The 18,601-nt window shown below is 68.3% G+C and carries 11 protein-coding genes; 6 read left to right on the top strand and 5 right to left on the bottom strand.

The genetic code is table 11. The features are described 5' to 3' along the window. Positions 1-22: 22 nt before the first annotated feature. From L1Z78_RS16465 to L1Z78_RS16445, 5 genes are all read right to left on the bottom strand, one after another. Positions 23-1,030: a class 1 fructose-bisphosphatase gene (locus L1Z78_RS16465; protein ID WP_234637467.1), complete on the bottom strand. Its 1,008-nt coding sequence runs from the start codon at positions 1,028-1,030 to the stop codon at positions 23-25. 198 nt (positions 1,031-1,228) lie between these two features. Beyond that, positions 1,229-3,952: an aminopeptidase N gene (gene pepN / locus L1Z78_RS16460; protein WP_234637466.1), complete on the bottom strand. Its 2,724-nt coding sequence runs from the start codon at positions 3,950-3,952 to the stop codon at positions 1,229-1,231. A 77-nt stretch (positions 3,953-4,029) separates the two neighbouring features. Then, positions 4,030-5,134 (bottom strand): peptide chain release factor 2 gene (prfB, locus tag L1Z78_RS16455; protein ID WP_234637465.1). Its coding sequence is split into 2 segments (ribosomal slippage): positions 4,030-5,052 and positions 5,054-5,134, totalling 1,104 coding nucleotides; the frame shifts between segments, so codons are not numbered across the junction. Between the two features lie 319 nt (positions 5,135-5,453). Continuing rightward, complete coding sequence (locus L1Z78_RS16450) at positions 5,454-7,277, bottom strand: methyl-accepting chemotaxis protein (protein WP_234637464.1); 1,824 nt, start codon at positions 7,275-7,277, stop codon at positions 5,454-5,456. Positions 7,278-7,479: 202 nt separating this feature from the next. Then, the gene (locus L1Z78_RS16445; RefSeq protein WP_234637463.1) at positions 7,480-10,062 is read right to left on the bottom strand and encodes an EAL and GGDEF domain-containing protein; all 2,583 of its coding nucleotides are present in this window, start codon (positions 10,060-10,062) and stop codon (positions 7,480-7,482) included. Between the two features lie 255 nt (positions 10,063-10,317). Between L1Z78_RS16445 and L1Z78_RS16440 the strand changes: the two genes are divergently transcribed. From L1Z78_RS16440 to L1Z78_RS16415, 6 genes are all read left to right on the top strand, one after another. Then, on the top strand, positions 10,318-10,812 hold the full coding sequence (locus L1Z78_RS16440; RefSeq protein ID WP_234642192.1) for a sigma-70 family RNA polymerase sigma factor: 495 nt from the start codon (positions 10,318-10,320) through the stop codon (positions 10,810-10,812). Further along, a complete protein-coding gene (locus L1Z78_RS16435) occupies positions 10,809-11,786 on the top strand; it encodes a FecR domain-containing protein (RefSeq protein ID WP_234637462.1) in 978 nt (325 codons plus the stop codon). Before L1Z78_RS16440 ends, L1Z78_RS16435 begins: the two co-directional genes overlap by 4 nt. A gap of 94 nt (positions 11,787-11,880) precedes the next feature. Continuing rightward, positions 11,881-14,364 (top strand): TonB-dependent siderophore receptor, encoded by a 2,484-nt coding sequence (locus tag L1Z78_RS16430; protein ID WP_234637461.1) that lies wholly within the window; start codon positions 11,881-11,883, stop codon positions 14,362-14,364. 88 nt (positions 14,365-14,452) lie between these two features. Further along, the gene (locus L1Z78_RS16425) at positions 14,453-14,956 is read left to right on the top strand and encodes a sigma-70 family RNA polymerase sigma factor (RefSeq protein ID WP_234637460.1); all 504 of its coding nucleotides are present in this window, start codon (positions 14,453-14,455) and stop codon (positions 14,954-14,956) included. Between the two features lie 5 nt (positions 14,957-14,961). Next, complete coding sequence (locus tag L1Z78_RS16420; RefSeq protein ID WP_234637459.1) at positions 14,962-15,933, top strand: FecR domain-containing protein; 972 nt, start codon at positions 14,962-14,964, stop codon at positions 15,931-15,933. 132 nt (positions 15,934-16,065) lie between these two features. Beyond that, the gene (locus L1Z78_RS16415; RefSeq protein ID WP_234637458.1) at positions 16,066-18,570 is read left to right on the top strand and encodes a TonB-dependent receptor; all 2,505 of its coding nucleotides are present in this window, start codon (positions 16,066-16,068) and stop codon (positions 18,568-18,570) included. The last annotated feature ends 31 nt before the right edge of the window (positions 18,571-18,601 follow it).

Here is an 18,601-nt window from a genome sequence, read left to right as displayed (position 1 = left end):
GAAAGAAATTATAGCGGCAAAATCAGGCCTCGGAATGATATTGCGTCACTTTTTCGACTTCGTTCCTGGAGCCGAGGATGACGCTCACGCGCTCATGCAGCTGCGTGGGCTGGATGTCGAGGATGCGCTGCTTGCCGTTCGTGGCGGCGCCGCCGGCCTGCTCGATCAGCCAGGCCATGGGGTTGGCCTCGTACATCAGGCGCAGCTTGCCGGGCTTGTGGGGCTCGCGCTTGTCCCAGGGATACATGAAGATGCCGCCGCGTGTCATGATGCGGTGCACGTCGGCCACCATGGAGGCGATCCAGCGCATGTTGAAATCCTTGCCGCGCGGACCTTCCACGCCGGCCAGGCACTCGTCCACGTAGCGCTTGATGGGGGCGTCCCAGTGGCGCATGTTGGACATGTTGATGGCGAATTCCTTGGTGTCCTCGGGAATGCGCACGTTTTCCTGTACCAGGACGAAGGAGCCTTGCTCGCGGTCCAGCGTGAACATGGCCACGCCGTCGCCCACGGTCAGCACCAGGGTGGTCTGGGGACCGTAGATGCAGTAGCCGGCGGCGACCTGCTGGGTGCCGGGTTGCATGAAGTCCTCCTCGGTCACGCCGGGGTGGCCTTCGGGCTTCTTGAGCACGCTGAAGATGGTGCCGATGGAGACGTTGACGTCGATGTTGGAGGAGCCGTCCAGCGGGTCGAACATCAGCAGGTATTCGCCATGGGGGTAACGGTTGGGCACCAGGTAGATGCCTTCCATTTCCTCGGAGGCCATGGCCGCCAGGTGGCCGCCCCATTCGTTGGCCTCGATCAGCACCTCGTTGGCGATGATGTCCAGCTTCTTCTGGACCTCGCCCTGCACGTTCTCGCTGCCGGCCGTGCCCAGCACGTCGCCGATGGCACCTTTGTTGACGGACTGGCTGATGCGCTTGCAGGCGCGGGCCACGACTTCCAGCAGCAGGCGCAACTGGCCGGGGATGAGGCCGTCCACGCGCTGCTGCTCGACCAGGTAGCGGGTCAGGCTGACGTTTTTCTTCATGGGTTCAACTCCTAAAAATCCGGGAGCAGATGCGGCGTGGCGCATGCATCTGCTGATGAACAGCATTTCAGTGATTCCTGGCTTGCAGCATAAAACCGGCGCTGCTCAAGCCAGGGACACCGAGGAAGAGCAGCCTCGCACCGAGGGTGTCGTCCCCCTGCAAGGGGGAAGGCGCGAAGCGACTCAGGGGGTGGCTCGTCAATCCGCGAGGGCGCGGGTGACGACTTCACGCACATCGTTGCTGAGTTCGGCGCGTGCCGCCACGCGGGCGATGGCTTCGCGCGCGGCCGTGCGGTAGGGTTCGGCCAGCTTGCTCCAGCGGTCCAGGGCGCGTGCCAGGCGGGCGGCGACCTGCGGGTTGATGGCATCCAGCTCGATGACGCGCTCGCTCCAGAACACGTAGCCTGCCGCGTCGGTGCGATGGAAGGCGCCGGGATTGGCGCTGCAGTAGCTGAAGATCAGGCTGCGGGCGCGGTTGGGGTTCTTGATCTGGAAGTCCGGGTGCTTCATCAGCTGCTTGACGGCCGGCAGCACGTTGCCGCCGCGGTCGCAGGCGCCGCCTTGCAGCGCGAACCACTTGTCCAGTACCAGCGCGTCGTGCTGGAACAGCTTGTGGAAACGCGCCAGGGCCTGGGCGGCCAGCGGGTGGCCGCTTTGCACCAGGGCCGAGAGGGCGGCCATGCGGTCGGTCATGTTGCCCGCGTCCTTGAAGCGCTGCAGCGCCTTGCCGGGCCAGACGCTGTCGCCCGAGGCGCGTGCTGCCAGGCACAGCATGGACAGGGCCATGCCGGCCAGCGCGCGGCGGCCGGAGCTGACGGAGTCGGGGCGGTAGGCCCCGGTCTCACGGTGCTCGTCCCAGGCCCATTGCCAGTCGGCCAGCAGCTCGGTGGCCAGTTGCAGGCGCATGGCTTCGCGCACGGCATGCACGCGCTGGGGATCGACCACGTCCAGCTGCTCGGCGATGTAGCTTTCCCCGGGCAGGGTCAGCACCAGTTCCTTGAAGGCGGCGTCCAGCTGCGGGTGGCGCAGCACGCCGCGCATGGCCTCGATGAAGGAGGCGGGCAGCAGGGGGGCCGTGATCTGGCCCGTGCCGTCAGCGGCAATGGCGTTGTCGCCGATGGCCTGCAGCGCAATGCGCAGCGCCAGGCGCTGGCCGGCTTCCCAGCGGTTGAACGGGTCGCTGTCGTGGGCGAGCAGGTTCAGCAGGGCCGTGTCCGTGATGTCCTGGTGCAGCACCACGGGGGCGCTGAAGCCGCGCAACAGCGAGGGCACGGGCTCCTGCTCCACATCGGTGAAGACGAAGCGGTGGCTGGACTCGGACAGCACGAGCAGGCGGCTGTCGCCGGTGGCCTGTTCCTCGCCTTGCAGGCGCAGGGGCAGCGCACGGCCGTCCTGGCCCAGCAGGCCCATCTGCACGGGGATGACGAAGGGCAGCTTTTCTGCCTGGCCGGGCGTGGGCGCGCAGCTTTGGCTCAGCGTCAGCGTGTAGGTGCGGGCGTTGGCGTCGTAGGCGCCTTCGGCGCGCAGCTGGGGCGTGCCGGCCTGGCTGTACCAGCGCTTGAACTGGTCCAGGCGCAAGGCCAGCTCGCTGCCGGGGTTGGCGTCGGCCATGGCCTGGGCAAAGTCGTCGCAGGTCACGGCATGGCCGTCATGGCGCTCGAAATACAGCTTCATGCCCCTGGCGAAGCCTTCGCGGCCCACCAGGTTGTGCTGCATGCGCACGACCTCGGCACCCTTTTCGTAGATGGTGACGGTGTAGAAGTTGTTGATCTCGATGTAGCTGTCGGGCCGCACCGGATGGGCCATGGGGCCTGCGTCCTCGGGGAACTGGGCGGTGCGCAGCACGCGCACGTCCTCGATGCGCTTGACGGCGCGCGCCGAGGGGCTGCCCGCCATGTCCATGCTGAATTCCTGGTCGCGGAACACCGTCAGGCCTTCCTTGAGCGACAGCTGGAACCAGTCGCGGCAGGTGATGCGGTTGCCCGTCCAGTTGTGGAAATACTCGTGTCCGACCACGGATTCGATGTTGGCGTAGTCGGTATCCGTGGCCGTGGACTGGCTGGCCAGGACGTACTTGGTGTTGAAGACGTTCAGGCCCTTGTTTTCCATGGCGCCCATGTTGAAGTCGCTGGTGGCGACGATCATGAAGCGGTCCAGGTCCAGCGACAGGCCGAAGCGGGCCTCGTCCCAGGCCACGCTGGCCATGAGCGAGTTCATCGCGTGTTCGGTCTTTTCCAGGTCGCCGGGGCGCACGAAGACCTGCAGCAGGTGGTCGCGGCCCGCGCGGCTCCTGATCTTCTGTTCGCGGGCGACGAGGTTGCCCGCCACCAGCGCGAACAGGTAGCTGGGCTTTTTGTGGGGATCGACCCACCGGGCGAAGTGGCGGCCGTCTTCCAGCGCGCCCTGCTCGACCAGGTTGCCATTGGACAGCAGCACCGGATAGGCGGCCTTGTCGGCGCGCAGGGTCACGGTGTACATGGCCATCACGTCGGGACGGTCCAGGAAGTAGGTGATGCGGCGGAAACCTTCGGCCTCGCATTGCGTGAAGAACGTGCCCTGGCTCACGTACAGGCCCATGAGCTTGGTGTTCCTGGCGGGCGCGCAGGTGGTGAAGATCTCCAGGTCGACGGGCTCGCCGCCCTCGGGCAGGTTCTCCAGCACCAGCTGGTCGCCCTCCATCTTGAACGAGGTGCCGCCGCCGTTGACCAGCACGCGGGCCAGGTTCAACTCATCGCCATCGAGGCGCAGCGGCTGTGCCGGCACGTCGGGGTTGCGACGCACGCGCATCTTGTTGAGCACGCGGGTCTTGGCCGGGTCCAGGTCGAAAGTCAGGTCCACGGTGTCGATCCACCAGGCAGGAGCCTGGTAGTCGGCGCGGTGGATGGCGGTGGCAGGGGCCTGCCCGTCACGCAGTTGCAGCATACAGATTCCTTCCTATGCTCGGTGTCAGTTGTCAGGGACCAGGGCCCCGGACGGCGTTGCCGCCCCGGGGCTCTGTCTCACAGGCCTTGCTTGAGCGAGGCTTCGATGAATGCGTCGAGGTCGCCGTCCAGCACTTTCTGGGTGGCCGAGATTTCGACGTTGGTGCGCAGGTCCTTGATACGGCTGTTGTCGAGCACGTAGGAGCGGATCTGGTGGCCCCAGCCCACGTCGGTCTTGGTGTCCTCGAGCTTTTGCTGCTCTTCCATGCGCTTTTGCATCTCGTGCTCGTAGAGCTTGGAGCGCAGCCGCTGCCATGCCACGTCGCGGTTGCTGTGCTGGCTGCGGCCATCCTGGCATTGGACGACGATGCCGGTCGGAATGTGCGTCAGGCGCACGGCCGAGTCGGTCTTGTTGATGTGCTGGCCGCCAGCGCCCGATGCGCGGTAGGTGTCGGTGCGCACGTCCGAGGGATTGATCTCGATCTGGATCGAGTCGTCGATCTCGGGGTAGACGAACAGCGAGGCGAAACTGGTGTGGCGCCCGCCCGAGCTGTCGAAGGGCGACTTGCGCACCAGGCGGTGCACGCCGGTCTCGGTGCGCAGCAGGCCGTAGGCGTATTCGCCCTCGATGTGGATGGTGGCGCTCTTGATGCCTGCCACGTCGCCGGGCGTCTCTTCCTCGACCGTGGCCTTGAAGCCCTTGCGCTCGGCGTACTTCAGGTACTGGCGCAGCAGCATGCCGGCCCAGTCGCAGGCCTCGGTGCCGCCGGCGCCGGCCTGGATGTCCACGAAGCAGTTCAGCGGATCGGCTTCCTTGCCGAACATTCGGCGGAATTCGAGCTCCTCGATCAGGGGCTGGAGCTTGGCGGTCTCGCCCTCGATGGTGAGCAGGCCGGCCTCATCGCCTTCTTCCTTGCTCATCTCGAACAGCTCGGCATTGTCGGCCAGCTCGCTGGTCAGCTTCTGCAGCGTCAGGACGACGCCGTCGAGCAGCTTCTTTTCCTTGCCCAGTTCCTGGGCCTTCTTGGGGTCGTTCCAGACCCCGGGGTCTTCCAGAGAGGCGTTGACGGTGCGCAGTCGTTCGTACTTTGCATCGTAGTCAAAGATACCTCCGTAGATCTGCCGTGCGCTGCGACAGATCTTCGAGGGTGTTGCCGATGAGGTTGATGCGTTCTGCTTCCATGATGTGTTCCGTCTTCTGATGAATGTGTTTCTGGCTGAATCGCCGATTTTCTCATGTCGGGACGCCGTGGCGGGCCAAGCGCTTGTCTGGCAGAGCCGTGCAGGGGCTGTAGAGGTTCTGCGCCTTTCAAAACAAGGGCTTGCGTTCGCCAATCATGGCAGATTTGAAGGTATTGGGGCCTGTGGCAGGGGCGTGCGGGTCTGGGGCGGCAAGAGACAAGGCCCGGCCGGCGGCTGCCGGTCGGGCCTTCGGGGGGCTGGTGAGAGGCCCGGCGCGCCAGCCTCCCGGCGCAGGCCGGGCGGCCGCTTCGCCCGCAGGCTCAGAAGGTTTCCCAATCGTCGTCCGAGGCGGTGCCGGCCGCCGCCTTGGACCGGGCCGGTGCGGCGGGCCGGGCAGGCGGGGAGGCGGGCTGGGCAGGGCGGTGCGTGGCCGCGGGCAGGGCGGCTGTCGAGCCTGCGGGCGCGGGCCTGGCGCCGCGGGCCGGCGCCAGGGACGGGCGGGCCTGGGGCTGGGGCGCGGACACTGCCGATGGCATGGCACGGGGCGCCGCGACGGTTGCCACATCGACGGTGGCGTGGCGCATGCCCGCCGAGGAGGGGGCGAGCTTGAAGACGCTGACCACTTCGGCCAGCGCCTTGGCCTGGGCCTGCAGGGCCTCGGTGGCGGCGGCCGACTCCTCGACCAGGGCGGCGTTCTGCTGGGTCATCTGGTCCATCTGGGTGACGGCCTGGTTGACCTGCTCGATCCCGGCGGTCTGCTCATGGCTGGCCGCGGAGATCTCTCCCATGATGTCGGTGACGCGGCGCACGCTGGAGACGATCTCGTCCATGGTCTTGCCGGCGGCGTCCACCTGGGCGCTGCCTTCCTCGACCTTGCCGACCGAGTCGTCGATCAGCTGCTTGATTTCCTTGGCGGCCGCGGCCGAGCGCTGGGCCAGCGTGCGCACCTCGGAGGCGACGACGGCGAAGCCCCGCCCCTGGTCGCCAGCGCGAGCCGCTTCCACCGCCGCGTTCAGCGCCAGGATGTTGGTCTGGAAGGCGATGGAGTCGATGACGCCGATGATGTCCACGATCTTGCGCGAGGCATCGTTGATGGCGGACATGGTCTGCACGACCTGGGCCACGGCCGAGCCGCCGCGCACGGCCACCTGGGAGGCGGCGGCGGCCAGCTGGTTGGCCTGCTGGGCGTTGGCGCCGTTTTGCTTGACGGTGGAGGTCAACTCCTCCATGGACGCGGCGGTCTCCTCCAGCGAGCTGGCCTGCTCTTCGGTGCGGGCCGACAGGTCCTGGTTGCCCGAGGCGATCTGGCCGCTGGCGGTGGCGATCGAATCCGTGCCCTGGCGGACCTGGCCGACGATGCGCTGCAGGCTTTCGTTCATGTGCTGCAGGGCCTGCAGCAACTGGCCCGTCTCGTCCTTGCCATGTGCCTGGATGCGGCTGCTGAGGTCACCGGCGGCGACGGCCTGCGCCAGTTCAACGGCTTGCTGAAGCGGTCGGGCGACGCTGCGCGCGATGAGCAGGGCCAGGCCCAGGCCCAGGGCGACGGCGCCCACCAGCAGGGCGATGACCCACCAGCGCGCGGCGTTGAAGATGATGTCGCCCGCGTCGTTGGCGGCCTCGGTCCCCTCGGTGTTGATCTTCACCAGCTCGTCGAGCCGGGTGTTGATGCTGCGGCTGATGGTGACCGATTCACCACGCAGGATGGCCGATGCCTCGTCGGTACGCATCTGGTGGGACAGCTCGATGATCTTCGCGGTCTGTTGCGCGTAGCGCTCCAGGTCCTGGCCGATGCCGGCCAGCAGTTCGCGCTCGCGCGCGGTGTTGGCATGGCGCTCGAAGGCCTTGTGGTTCTTGAGCAGCTCGGCCCACAGCTCGGGCATGCGCTTGTCGTAGGTGGCCATCTCCTCCTGCGAGGTGGCCAGCACATGCTGCATGGTCTGCGAACGGTAGCGCTGCAACTGGTAGCGCAGTTCCTGCAGCGTGCGCTCGGCCGGCAGCCAGTGGTGGGCCAGATCCGTGGCGGTCTGGTTGACGCGGTCCAGCTGGACCACGGAGAACAGGCCCAGGCCGGCGGTCAGCAGCAACAGGGCGACGAAAGAGGCCAGCAGCTTGGGGGCCAGCTTCAGATTGCGGAAAAACATCATGGTGGGAGGTGCCGTGCGGCAAAGAGCGAAAGCGTATGGGCGGCTGGGGCAGGGGAGATCCGGGCTGACGGGCGACCGGCAGCGTTGCAACTGCGCACCGCCATGCCGCTGTTATCGGTCGATCCCCGACAAGGCTTAGGGAAAAAGCGTGAGAGCCAAGGGAGTTACATATTGTTTCTATTGCCCCTCCACCCCGCGCAGTTCAGCCCCCTGCCGACCCGTCCTGCGGCGCCGCCTGAAGCCATCGCTTGAAATCCTCGGCTGGCAGTGGACGCGAGAACAGGTAGCCCTGGGCGACGGGATAGCCCTGCTCGCGCAGGATGGTGTTCTGCGCCGCCGTCTCCACGCCCTCGGCCACCACGGTCAGGTGCAGGCTGCGGCCTATGCCGAGAATGGCGTTGCTCAGCGCCTGCGCGGCCTCGTCGTTTTCCAGGTCGGCGACGAAGCTGCGGTCCAGCTTGAGCTCGCTGACCGGCAGGCGGCGCAGGTAGCTGAGGCTGGAGTAGCCGGTGCCGAAGTCGTCCATGGACAGCCGCACGCCTTGGGAGTGCACGGCCTGCAGCGTGCGCATGGTGCCGGGGTTGGTGTCCAGCAGCAGGCTTTCGGTGATCTCCAGCGTGAGGTCCTCGGGTTTGAGTGCATGGCGGTCCAGGGTGTCGGCGATCATGCGCGGCAGGTCCAGGTTGTGAAAGCTGGTGGGCGAGAGATTGACCGACATGGCCGGCACGGCCAGGCCCTGGCTGCGCCATTCACCGAGCTGGCGGCAGGCCTCACGCAGCGCCCAGGTACCCAGCTCGCCGATCAGTCCGCATTCCTCGGCCAGGGGGATGAAGCGTGCGGGCGAGACATCGCCGAACTCTGCGTGTCTCCAGCGGGCCAGCGCCTCGACGCCGTAGAGGCGGCCGTCCCTGAGGTCGATCTGGGGCTGGTAGTGCAGGTGCAGGCCGCCGCCGCGCAGCGCGTCGCGCAGTGCCGTCTCGAGGACGAGCCGTTCTTGCGCCAGGCGGTTCATCTCGGGGCTGAAGAAGCTGTAGAGGCCGCGCCCGCCCGACTTGGCCTGGTACATGGCCATGTCGGCGCGGTGCAGCAGGGTCTCCATGTCGCGGCCATCGGCGGGGAAGACCGCGATGCCGCAGCTGGCCGTGCTGGCCAGCGCCACGTCGTCGATCATGCAGGGCTGGCCCAGGGCCGCCTGCAGGCGCTCGATGACCTCGGCGGCCTGCGTGCCGCCGCAGCGCGGCAGCACGATGACGAATTCATCGCCCGACAGGCGGCCCGCGATATCGCCCGCGCGCAGCTCGGCCTGGATGCGCTGGGCCACGCTGCACAGCAGCCGGTCGCCCGCGGGATGGCCCAGCGAGTCGTTGACCTGCTTGAAGCGGTCCAGGTCGATGAAGACCACGGCCAGTTCCGTGCCTTCGTGGGAGGCCAGGGACAGCGCCTGCTCGGCCTGGGCCAGCAGCAGGCTGCGGTTGGGCAGCGTGGTCAGCCCGTCGTAGAAAGCCAGCTGCCGTATGCGCCGGCGCGCCTGCTCGCGCTCCAGCGCGAGGGCGCACAGGTCCGTGCATGCCTCGACCAGCCGCTGGTGGAAGGGGTCTGGTCCGCTGCGGTCGAAATGGCGGTAGTAGAAGGCGAAGGTGCCGGCCACGCGGCCTTGCAGCGCGCAGATCGGCGTGGACCAGCAGGCCGTGTAGCCCAGCGGCAGGATGAGCTGCTTGTAGTCGGCCCACAGCGGATCGGTGGCGATGTCGCGCACGAGCACCGAGCGGTTGTGGAAGGCTGCCGTGCCGCAGGAGCCCACTTCGGGGCCGATGGGCACGCCGTCCAGGGCCGCCGAGTAGGAGGCGGGCAGGCTGGGCGCGGCCAGCGGATGCAGCCGGTTCTGGTCATCGACCTCCAGCACCGAGACGGCAATATCGGGCGCGATGCGCTCGACTTCGCGACACACCAGGTCCAGCACTTCTGTCAACGGCTGGTCGCGGGCCATGGCTTCCAGCGCGCGCCGTTGCAGCACCTCGTGCATCTTGGCCTCGGTGATGTCGGTGATCACCGTCACCGTGGTCAGCAGCCGGCCTTCCGGGTCCATGACGGGATTGGCCTGTGCACTGACCCAGTAGCGTTCGCCGTCCTTGCCGACCAGGATCTCCTCGCGGTACACGGGCTTGCCCGCATCCAGCTCGGCGCGGTAGGCCGCCGTGAACTCGGGTGAGGCGTGGGGAACCAGCAGGGCGATGGGTGCGCGTCCGACGACCTCCTCTCCGTCCCAGCCGAACATGCGCGTGAAGCCCGCGTTGACGTAGGTGATGGTCCAGTTGCCGTCGGCGATGACCACGGCCGCGTCTGTGGCATCGGCCACCAGGGACAGGCGGCGCAGGTGCTCCTGTCGGGCGCGGTCGGCCAGGACGCGGGCGGAGATGTCGGTGGCAATGCACAGCACATGGCTGAACGTGCCCCGCGCATCGAGGACAGGCGCGTAGGTGGTCTCCAGCCAGCAGGTCGTGCCGTCGATGCGGCGGTGCTCGCCCACGCGGGATACCGTCTCGCCCGCGCCCCAGCGCTGGCGCCATTGGTCATAGGCGGGCGGATCGGCCTGGGCCTGGGTGCACAGGTCGCTGTGCCTCAGGCCCTCGGCGCCGCAGGTCGGGTAGCCGAGGATGGCCTCGTAGTTGGCATTGGCGCGCATCAGCCGGCCGTCGGGCGTGAATTCCGCCAGCGCCATGGCCTTGTCCAGCGCGCTCCACAGCGCCTGCTGCTCCAACGTGCCTGCTACCCTCGTCTCGAACATGGTTCGCTCCCTTGCTGAGCTGATGTTGATTGTTTCCAAATGATACCGATCCGGCGCAGTGCATGGATGTCCGCCCCCTGCGGATCGCTGCGGCCGCTGACCGTGCGCAAGGCAGGGGCGCAGCGGCTGGTTACAATGAATTGAGAATGATTCTTGTTCTGTGATGCCGGCACTGCCAGCCGCAGCGCACCATCCCCTGCCATGTCCTCCGCTCCCCCCGTTGCCCTGCCCGCTGCACCGTCCATTTCCTTGCCCATGTCCCGGGGCGATATTTCCGTGCTCTACGCCGGCCACCATGGCTGGCTTCAGCGGTGGCTGCAGCGCCGGCTCGCCAATGCCGGCGATGCAGCCGACCTGGCCCAGGACACCTTCGTGCGGCTGCTGGTCGCGCCTTCGTCCGAGGCGACCGCGCTGCGCGAGCCACGCGCCTACCTGGCCACCGTGGCGCGCAGGCTGCTGATCAACCACCTGCGCCGCCAGTCGCTGGAGCAGGCCTGGTTGCAGGCGCTGGCCGCGCTGCCCGAGCCGCAGGCGCCGTCGCCCGAGCAGCAACTGCTCATCCTGCAGGCGCTGCAGGAGGTCGACGCCATGCTCGACGGCCTGCCGCCCAAGGTGCGCAGGGTGTTCGTCCTCTCCCAGGTGGAGGGGCTGACCTATGCGGCCATCGCCGAAGAGATGGGCGTGGGGCTGCGTTCGGTCAAGCGCTACATGGCCCAGGCCATGGCCGAGTGCATCCTGCTGTCCGCATGAGCCCGCAGCCCTGCGATGCCGCAGCGCCATTGCCGCGCGAGGTGGCGCTCCAGGCCGCCGAATGGTTCGTGCTGCTGCATTCGGGTGAGGCGGGCGAGGCCGATCTCCATGATTTCGAGGCCTGGCGCACCCAGGCCGCCGTCCATGACCAGGCCTGGCAGCGCGCCCTGGCCGTGAGCCAGCGCGCGGCCGGCCTGCCGCCTGCGCTGGGCGGGCCTGCCCTGGGCCGCAAGCAGCGTCGCATGGGCCGCCGCGAATCGGTGCGCGCGCTGGCGCTGCTGATCACGGCGGCGCCCGTGGGCTGGCTGGCCTGGCGCGTCGCGCCCTGGACGCAGTGGACCTCCACCCATGCGACGGCCACGGGCGAGCGGCGTGAGTGGACGCTGGCCGATGGCAGCCACCTCGTGCTCGATACGGCCAGCGCCGTGGATGTGCGCCTGGACGGGCAGCGGCGCATGCTGTTCCTGCGCAGCGGGGCCGTGCTGGTCCGGACCGCCCCCGATCCGCTCGGGCGCTCGTTGGTGGTCGTCACGGCCCAGGGGCGCGTGCGTGCGCTGGGGACGCGCTTCACCGTGCGGCAGGAGGACGGGCGCAGCCATGTGGCGGTGTTCGAGGGCGCGGTGGAGATCGTGCTGCATGAAGACCTCGGAATGCGCCAGGTGCCGGCGGGGGCCGGGCTTTCGTTCAGCGATACGCGGATAGAGCCTGCCACGGCCGTGGATGCCGGTGCCGGCCAGTGGGCGCGCGGCCTGCTGGCGGTGCAGGACATGCGGCTGGCCGACTTCCTGGCCGAGCTGTCGCGCTACCGGCAGGGCTGGCTGATCTGCGATCCGGCCGTGGCCGGGCTGCGTGTCACGGGGGCCTTTCAGCTGGTCGACACCGATGCCGTGCTCGGCAACCTCGTGCACCTGCTGCCCGTGCAAGTGCGATATCGCACGCGCTACTGGGTGACGGTGGCACCTCCGGGCGGATGATTTTCTCGCGGGGTCTGGCCCCTTTGTGTCCGGCGGCGTGTCCTGTTCGATGGCAACCGATTTCATCGAACGACTTTCCAAGGAAACACCGACCATGGCTTTGCAGCCCGCCGCCCGCCGCATGGCGCCCGCTCCCTTTCCTCTGAACCAGGCCGCCATGGCCGTGCTCATGGCTGCGGGCCTGGCCGCAGGCACGGCCTTGCCGCGCAGCGCCCAGGCCCAGCCGGCGGCGGCATCCGCCAGTCCGGCCCTGCGGCAGTTCCAGGTGCCTTCAGGCCCGCTGGCCGCCGCGCTTGCCGCCTTTGCCGCCGATGCGGGCGTGAGCATCAGTGCGCCACCCGCGCTGGTCCAGGGCCGGCGCACCGAGGGCGTGCAGGGCAGCCACACGGTGCGTGAGGCATTGGACAGGTTGCTGGCGGGCTCGGACCTGCAGGCGCTGTCGGCAGGAGCGGGCGGCTATGTGCTGGAGACTGTCGCCGAGGCCCGGCGCGCGGCCCCGGCCGTGGACACGGCATTGGCCGAAGTGCGCGTGACGGCACGGGCCGAACGCAGTGCCGTGACCGAAGGCACGGGCGGCTATGCCGCCGCCGGTTCCAGCAGCACGGCGACGCGGCTGGGCCTGTCACAGCGCGAGACGCCGCAGTCGCTGAGCGTGATCACGCGCGAGCAGATCGAGGACCGTGGCTTTCAGTCGCTGGAGGAGGTTGCGCTGGACGCCACGGGGCTGAGCACGCGCCAGATCGGTGGCGGGGAGCGCACGCAGTTCTTTGTGCGCGGCTTCGAGGTCAACTCGTTTCTGGCGGACGGCGTGCCGCTGGCCTTCGACTACGACACCCAGGGACTGGCGACCATGGCCATGTACGACCGCGTGGAGGTGCTGCGCGGAGCGGCCGGCCTCATGACCGGCACGGGCAACCCCTCGGGCACCATCAATCTCGTGCGCAAGCGGCCCACGGACACCCCTCAGGTCGCACTGACGGGCAGTCTGGGCTCGTGGAGCAACCGGCGAGGCGAAATCGATGCCTCGGGCCCGCTCAATGCGGCGGGCTCGCTGCGTGGCCGTGCCGTGATCGCGTTGCAGGATACGGACACCTTCAAGCGGTCCTACCGCCACGAGCGCCAACTGGTCTACGGCACGCTGGAGGCCGATATCGCACCGCGCACGAAACTGAGCCTGGGCGGCTACTACAACCGCGAGGACAACCCTGGCGCCGATTGGAACGGCCTGCCCACGCGGCGCGACGGCAGCTTCTACCCATTGCTGCGTTCGGCGCGCGTCACACCTGACTGGGCCTACTGGAACAAGGAGAACGCCAGCCTGTTCGCCGAACTGGAGCATGGGCTGGGCCATGGCTGGAAGACCCAGCTGACCGCGCGCGTGCTGCAGTCCAGGATGGACATGCTGGGCACGTATCTCTATCCGCTGGAGGATTCGCAGGACTTCGGCCAGGGCGTGGGCGCCTATGCCTACAAGAAGACCCAGTACAGCCTGGACGCCTTCGCGCAGGGGCCCTGGCAATGGTTGGGCCGCACCCATGAAATGGTGTTCGGCGCCAGCGTGAGGCAAAACAGCGACGACGACGGGCCTGGCGGGTGGCCGTCGGACTACCAGCAGATCGTGGACCCCATGACCTGGGACCCAGGCTCCGTTGCCCGGCCGGCCATCAACACCCTGTGGTCGCGGCGCGGCCACCAGCGGCAACTGGGTGCCTACGGAACACTGCGGTTGAGTGTCTCGCAGCCCCTGACCGCGCTGCTGGGTGCGCGCGTGGATTCCTACTCCTACGACATGCTCACGCGCTCGGGGGAGTGGAGCGATTCCAGCAGGTACCGGGTCCATGACCGCATCACGCCCTATGCAGGCCTGGTCTATGCGCTGGACAGCCGGCATTCCGCCTATGCCAGCTGGACCAGCGTGTTCCAGCCCCAGAGCAATCAGGGTGCCAGCGGCGCGCTGCTGGACCCGGTGACGGGACGCAACCTCGAGCTTGGCGTCAAGGGCGAGTACGCCCAGGGTCGGCTGCAGGCCAGCGCGGCGCTGTTTCAGATCAACCAGAAGAATCTGCCGCTGCAACTGCCGCAATCGCAGTGCAGTCCCACGGTGGCGTCCTGCTATGCGCAGACCGGAGAGGTGCGAAGCAGGGGGGTGGAGTTCGAGGTGGCGGGTGCCGTCACGCCGTCCCTGCAGCTGATGGCCGGCTACACCTACAACAGAGCGCAGCATGTCCGCGACTCGGACGTCGCCAAGGCCGGCACGCCCTATGACACCCAGACCCCTCGCCATCTGCTCAAGCTGTCGGCCCGCTACCAGTTGCCGGGCGCCTGGCAGCGCTGGTCCCTGGGTGGATCCGTGCGCACGCGCAGCGAGACCCGCTCGGCCGGCTACGGCGTGCGCCAGGGGGGGTATACGCTGGTGGACCTCACGGCGAGCTACCAATTCAGCCGGCAGCTGGATATACGGCTGAACATCAACAACCTCACGGATAAGTACTACTACCAGGCCATTGGCAGTACTCAGGACAACAACCATTTCGGGGCACCGCGCAATGTGCTGCTGACGGCGCGCTACCGCTTCTGAAGCAGAGACAGGCTGGCATGGATACAATCGAATAAGAATGATTCTTGTTTGATTGCGGGCCCCGCCCCCAAGGGAATCGGGACCTGCCATGCCATCCGCCTCCGCCCCCCAGCACCGAGAAGTCACAGCCCTGTACCTGGCCCACCACGGCTGGTTGCAGGGCTGGCTGCGCAAGAAGGTGGGCAATGCCTTCGACGCGGCCGACCTGGCGCAGGGCACGTTCCTGAAGGTGCTCACGGCCCGGGGCCTGGACCAGGTCCGGGAGCCGCGCGCCTATCTGACCACCATCGCGCGCAACCTGCTGATCAACCAGGTGCGGCGCCGTGCCATCGAGCAGGCCTACCTCGACGCCCTGGCCGCCATGCCCGAGCCCGTGGCGCCGCCGCCCGAGGTCCGGCTCATGCTGCTGGAGACCCTTGTGGAGATCGACCGCCGCCTGGGCCGGCTGCCCGCACTGGCCAAGCAGGCCTTTTTGCTGGCCCAGCTCGAAGGACTCAGCCATGGCGAGATCGCGGCCGAGCTGGGCATTTCCATCTCCACCGTCAAGCGGCATCTGGCCAAGGCGGCCATGCGCTGCTTCTTTCCGGATTGAGCCGCGTGGAGACCTCGCTGCCCATTTCAGGCGAAGTGGCCCGCCAGGCCGTGCAATGGTGGATGCAGCTGCATGCGGACCAGGGGCGGGTGCGGCATGGGGAAGGGCTGCAACGCTGGCGCGCAGCCAGTCCCGAGCATGAGGCCGCCTGGCAGCGCATCGAGGCCATGGGCCGCCAGATGGCCGGCATTCCCACGCCGCTGGCGCGGGCGGCGCTGGCTGCTCCGGGCTCTGCCCGCAGGCGCCGCGCCGTGCAGGCCCTGGCCGTGCTGCTGGTTTCGGGCGCAGGCTCCGCGGCCGTTGTGCGCTCACAGGCCTGGCGCGGCTGGATGGCCGACCAGGTGGCTGCAGTGGGCGAGCAACGCCAGCTGCCACTGCCCGACGGCGGCAGCGTGGTGCTCAACACCGGCAGCGCCCTCAATGTGCGCTATGGTCCCGAGCAGCGCGTGCTGGAGCTGGTGCGCGGGGAAATCCTCGTGCAGACGGCGCCGGACTACCAGCACCGGCCCTTCATCGTGCAGACGGCCATGGGCGCCGTGCAGGCTCTGGGCACGCGCTTCACGGTGCGCGAGCGCGCGTCCGGCGTGGACGTGGGCGTGCTGCAGGGCGCCGTGCAACTGCGGCCCGTGCATGCGCCGCATGCCGCACAGCGCATCGGGGCCGGAGAGCAGGGCAGGCTGACGGCCGCCCAGGCCGCGCATGCCGGAGCGCTGGACACATCGGCCAGCGCCTGGACCGAGGGCATGCTGGTGGCCTCGGGCATGCGGCTGGAGGATTTCCTGGCCGAGCTGGGCCGCTACCGGCGCGGGCGCCTGGGCTGCGACCCGGCCGTGGCCGATCTGCGCGTCTCCGGCGCCTATCCGCTGGCCGATACCGATCGCGTGCTGGCCGCGCTGACCTCGTCGCTGCCGGTGGAGATCCATTCCTTCTCGCGCTACTGGGTGATGGTGCGACCTGCAGCGCCAGGCAAGGCATGACCGGCATGGCGGCCTTCGCATTCTTCTGAAAAATATTTGAGCTGGTTGGCCAGGGATGGCTGTCAACAGAGACAGGGGCGCACCGCAGCGTGCGCCAACGCTTCTCCAACACCATTGCGACAAGGCCTTTCCATGCGCCCTCAGACCATGCGCCAGAACTTCCTGCGGCAGACAGCCGCCTCCACTTTCTCCGCGACACCGGCACTGCGCCCTGTGGCGCTGGCGCTGGCGCTGCAGGTGCTGTGCGCGGGCACGCTGGCTGCCGCGGGCGCCCTGGCGCCAGCCCGGGCCTGGGCGCAGCCCGCGGCGGGAGCGCAGGAGCAGCGCCAGTACGCCATTGCGGCCGGCCCGCTGGAAAACGTGCTCAACCAGCTCGGGCGCGATGCCGGCGTGCTGGTCACCTTTGGCTCGGCCGTCACCGAGGGGCTGCGCAGCGGTGGCGTGAGCGGGCGCTTCACCGTGGAGCAGGCGCTGGAGCGCGCGCTGCTGGGCACGCCGCTGGCGGCCGTGCGCTCGGCGGGCGGCGGCTACACGCTGCGCGAGATGCCCGTGGTGCCCGCCACCTCCGGGGCGGCGGGCGCGCCGTCCTCCCAGACACTCAGGACCGTGCTGGTCACGGCCTCGGCGCAGGCCAGTCCCACCACCGAAGGCTCGGGCGCCTACACCACGCCGTCCACGGCGGCGGCCACCGGCCTGAGCCTGTCGCTGCGCGACACGCCGCAGTCCGTCAGCGTGCTCACGCGCCAGCAGATCGAGGACCAGGGCCTGCTCTCGCTCAATGACGCCATGCGCAGCGTCACCGGCATCCACGTCGTCAGCTCGGACAGCGACCGCTCCGACTTCTACGCGCGCGGCTTCTACGTGGACAACCTGCAGTACGACGGCGTGCCGACCTCGATCGGCCTGTCGTTCTATGGCGAGTCGGGCAATGACACCACCATCTATGACCGCATCGAGGTGGTGCGCGGCGCCACGGGCCTGCTCACGGGCGCCGGCAACCCCTCGGCCTCGATCAACATGGTGCGCAAGCGTGCCGACAGCAAGGTGTTCACGGGCACGGCCTCGGCCAGCCTGGGCTCCTGGAACCACCACCGGGGATCGGTGGACCTGTCCATGCCCCTGACGGCCGATGGCCGCATCCGCGCCCGCATCGCCGGCATGGCCGAGGAGCGCGACTCGCACGTGGATCTGTACCACGCGCGCAAACGTGTCTTCTATGGCGTCATCGATGCCGACCTCACGCCCGACACCCGGCTGAGCGTGGGCGCCGACTACCAGGCCAACCGCCCCACGGGCTCGACCTGGGGCGGGCTGCCGCTGGTGTTCTCCGACGGCACGCCCGCCAACTGGAGCACCTCCAAGACCACGGCCGCCCACTGGACGCGCTGGAACAGCACCAACAAAAGCATCTTCGCCAACCTGCAGCACCGCTTCGGCAACGACTGGAAGCTCAAGGCCAACTTCGTGCACCGTGACAGCGCTTACGACGCCAAGCTGCTGTACCTGATGCGCCAGCCCGACATCGGAACGGGCCTGGGCATGACGGCCTTGCCCAACTACTCCGAATACAGCTTCCAGCAAAACAGCGCCGACCTGCAGCTGACGGGGAGCTGGGAGATGGCCGGGCGTCGGCACGAGGCCGTGGTGGGCCTTGCCAGCAGCCGCGCACGCGAACACAAGGCCGGCCATCCGCGTACGAGCGCCTTGCCTGACCTGGGCAATTTCCACGATTGGGACGGCTCCTTCCCCGAGCCCGCCTGGGGGCCGCTGACCACCAGCAGCCTGGACCATACGCGCCAGGACGCCCTCTACGGTGCGCTGCGCCTGTCGCTGGCCGACCCGCTCAAGCTCATCGTGGGCGGGCGCCAGAGCCGCTGGAAGGTGCGCAGCCTGAGCGAGAACCGCTCGCACGATGTCTTCATCCCCTATGCCGGCGTCGTCCTGGACCTGAGCGAAGGCTTCTCGGCCTATGCCAGCTACACCGACATCTTCCAGCCCCAGAACTACCGCGACCGCGGCGGCAGCTACCTGGACCCGGTGGCCGGCAGGAGCCATGAGGTCGGTATCAAGGGCGAGCACCTGGACGGCTGGCTCAACAGTTCGCTGGCCCTGTTTCGCATCCAGCAGGACAACGTGGCCCAGCTCGACGAAGGCCAGGTCGTGCCGGGAACCAGCGATTTCGCCTACTACGGTGCCAAGGGCGTGACCAGCAAGGGTTTCGAGGCCCAGGTCTCGGGTGAACCGGCCACGGGCTGGAACCTGTCAGCCGGCATCTCGCGCTCGTTCGCCCGCGATGCCCAGGGGGTGACCATCAACGCCTGGACGCCCAAGACCCAGGTGCAGCTGTTCAGTTCCTGGCGCCTGCCGGGCGGATGGCGCCGGCTGACCGTGGGCGGCGGCCTGCGCTGGCAAAGCGCCACCTCCGCCACCCTCGCGGTGGGCGGCAGGGATGTGGACTTCGAGCAGAAGTCCTTTGCCACCGTCAGCCTGATGGCGCGCTATGCCATCAACCCCCGGCTGTCGCTGCAGCTCAATGTGAACAATCTGTTCAACAAGAAGCACTACGTGAATGTGGACGGGCAGGGCCAGTTCGGCACGCCGCGCAGCGCCATGGCGGTGCTCAGCTACAGGTTCTGAGCAGGTGAGGGCCGCCTGCGGTGGATGTATT

The sequence above is a fragment of the Delftia tsuruhatensis genome (genome assembly GCF_903815225.1).
GTDB lineage: Bacteria > Pseudomonadota > Gammaproteobacteria > Burkholderiales > Burkholderiaceae_C > Comamonas > Comamonas tsuruhatensis_A.
Note: the sequence above shows the minus strand (reverse complement) of the source record. Positions and strands in the feature narration are given on the sequence as shown.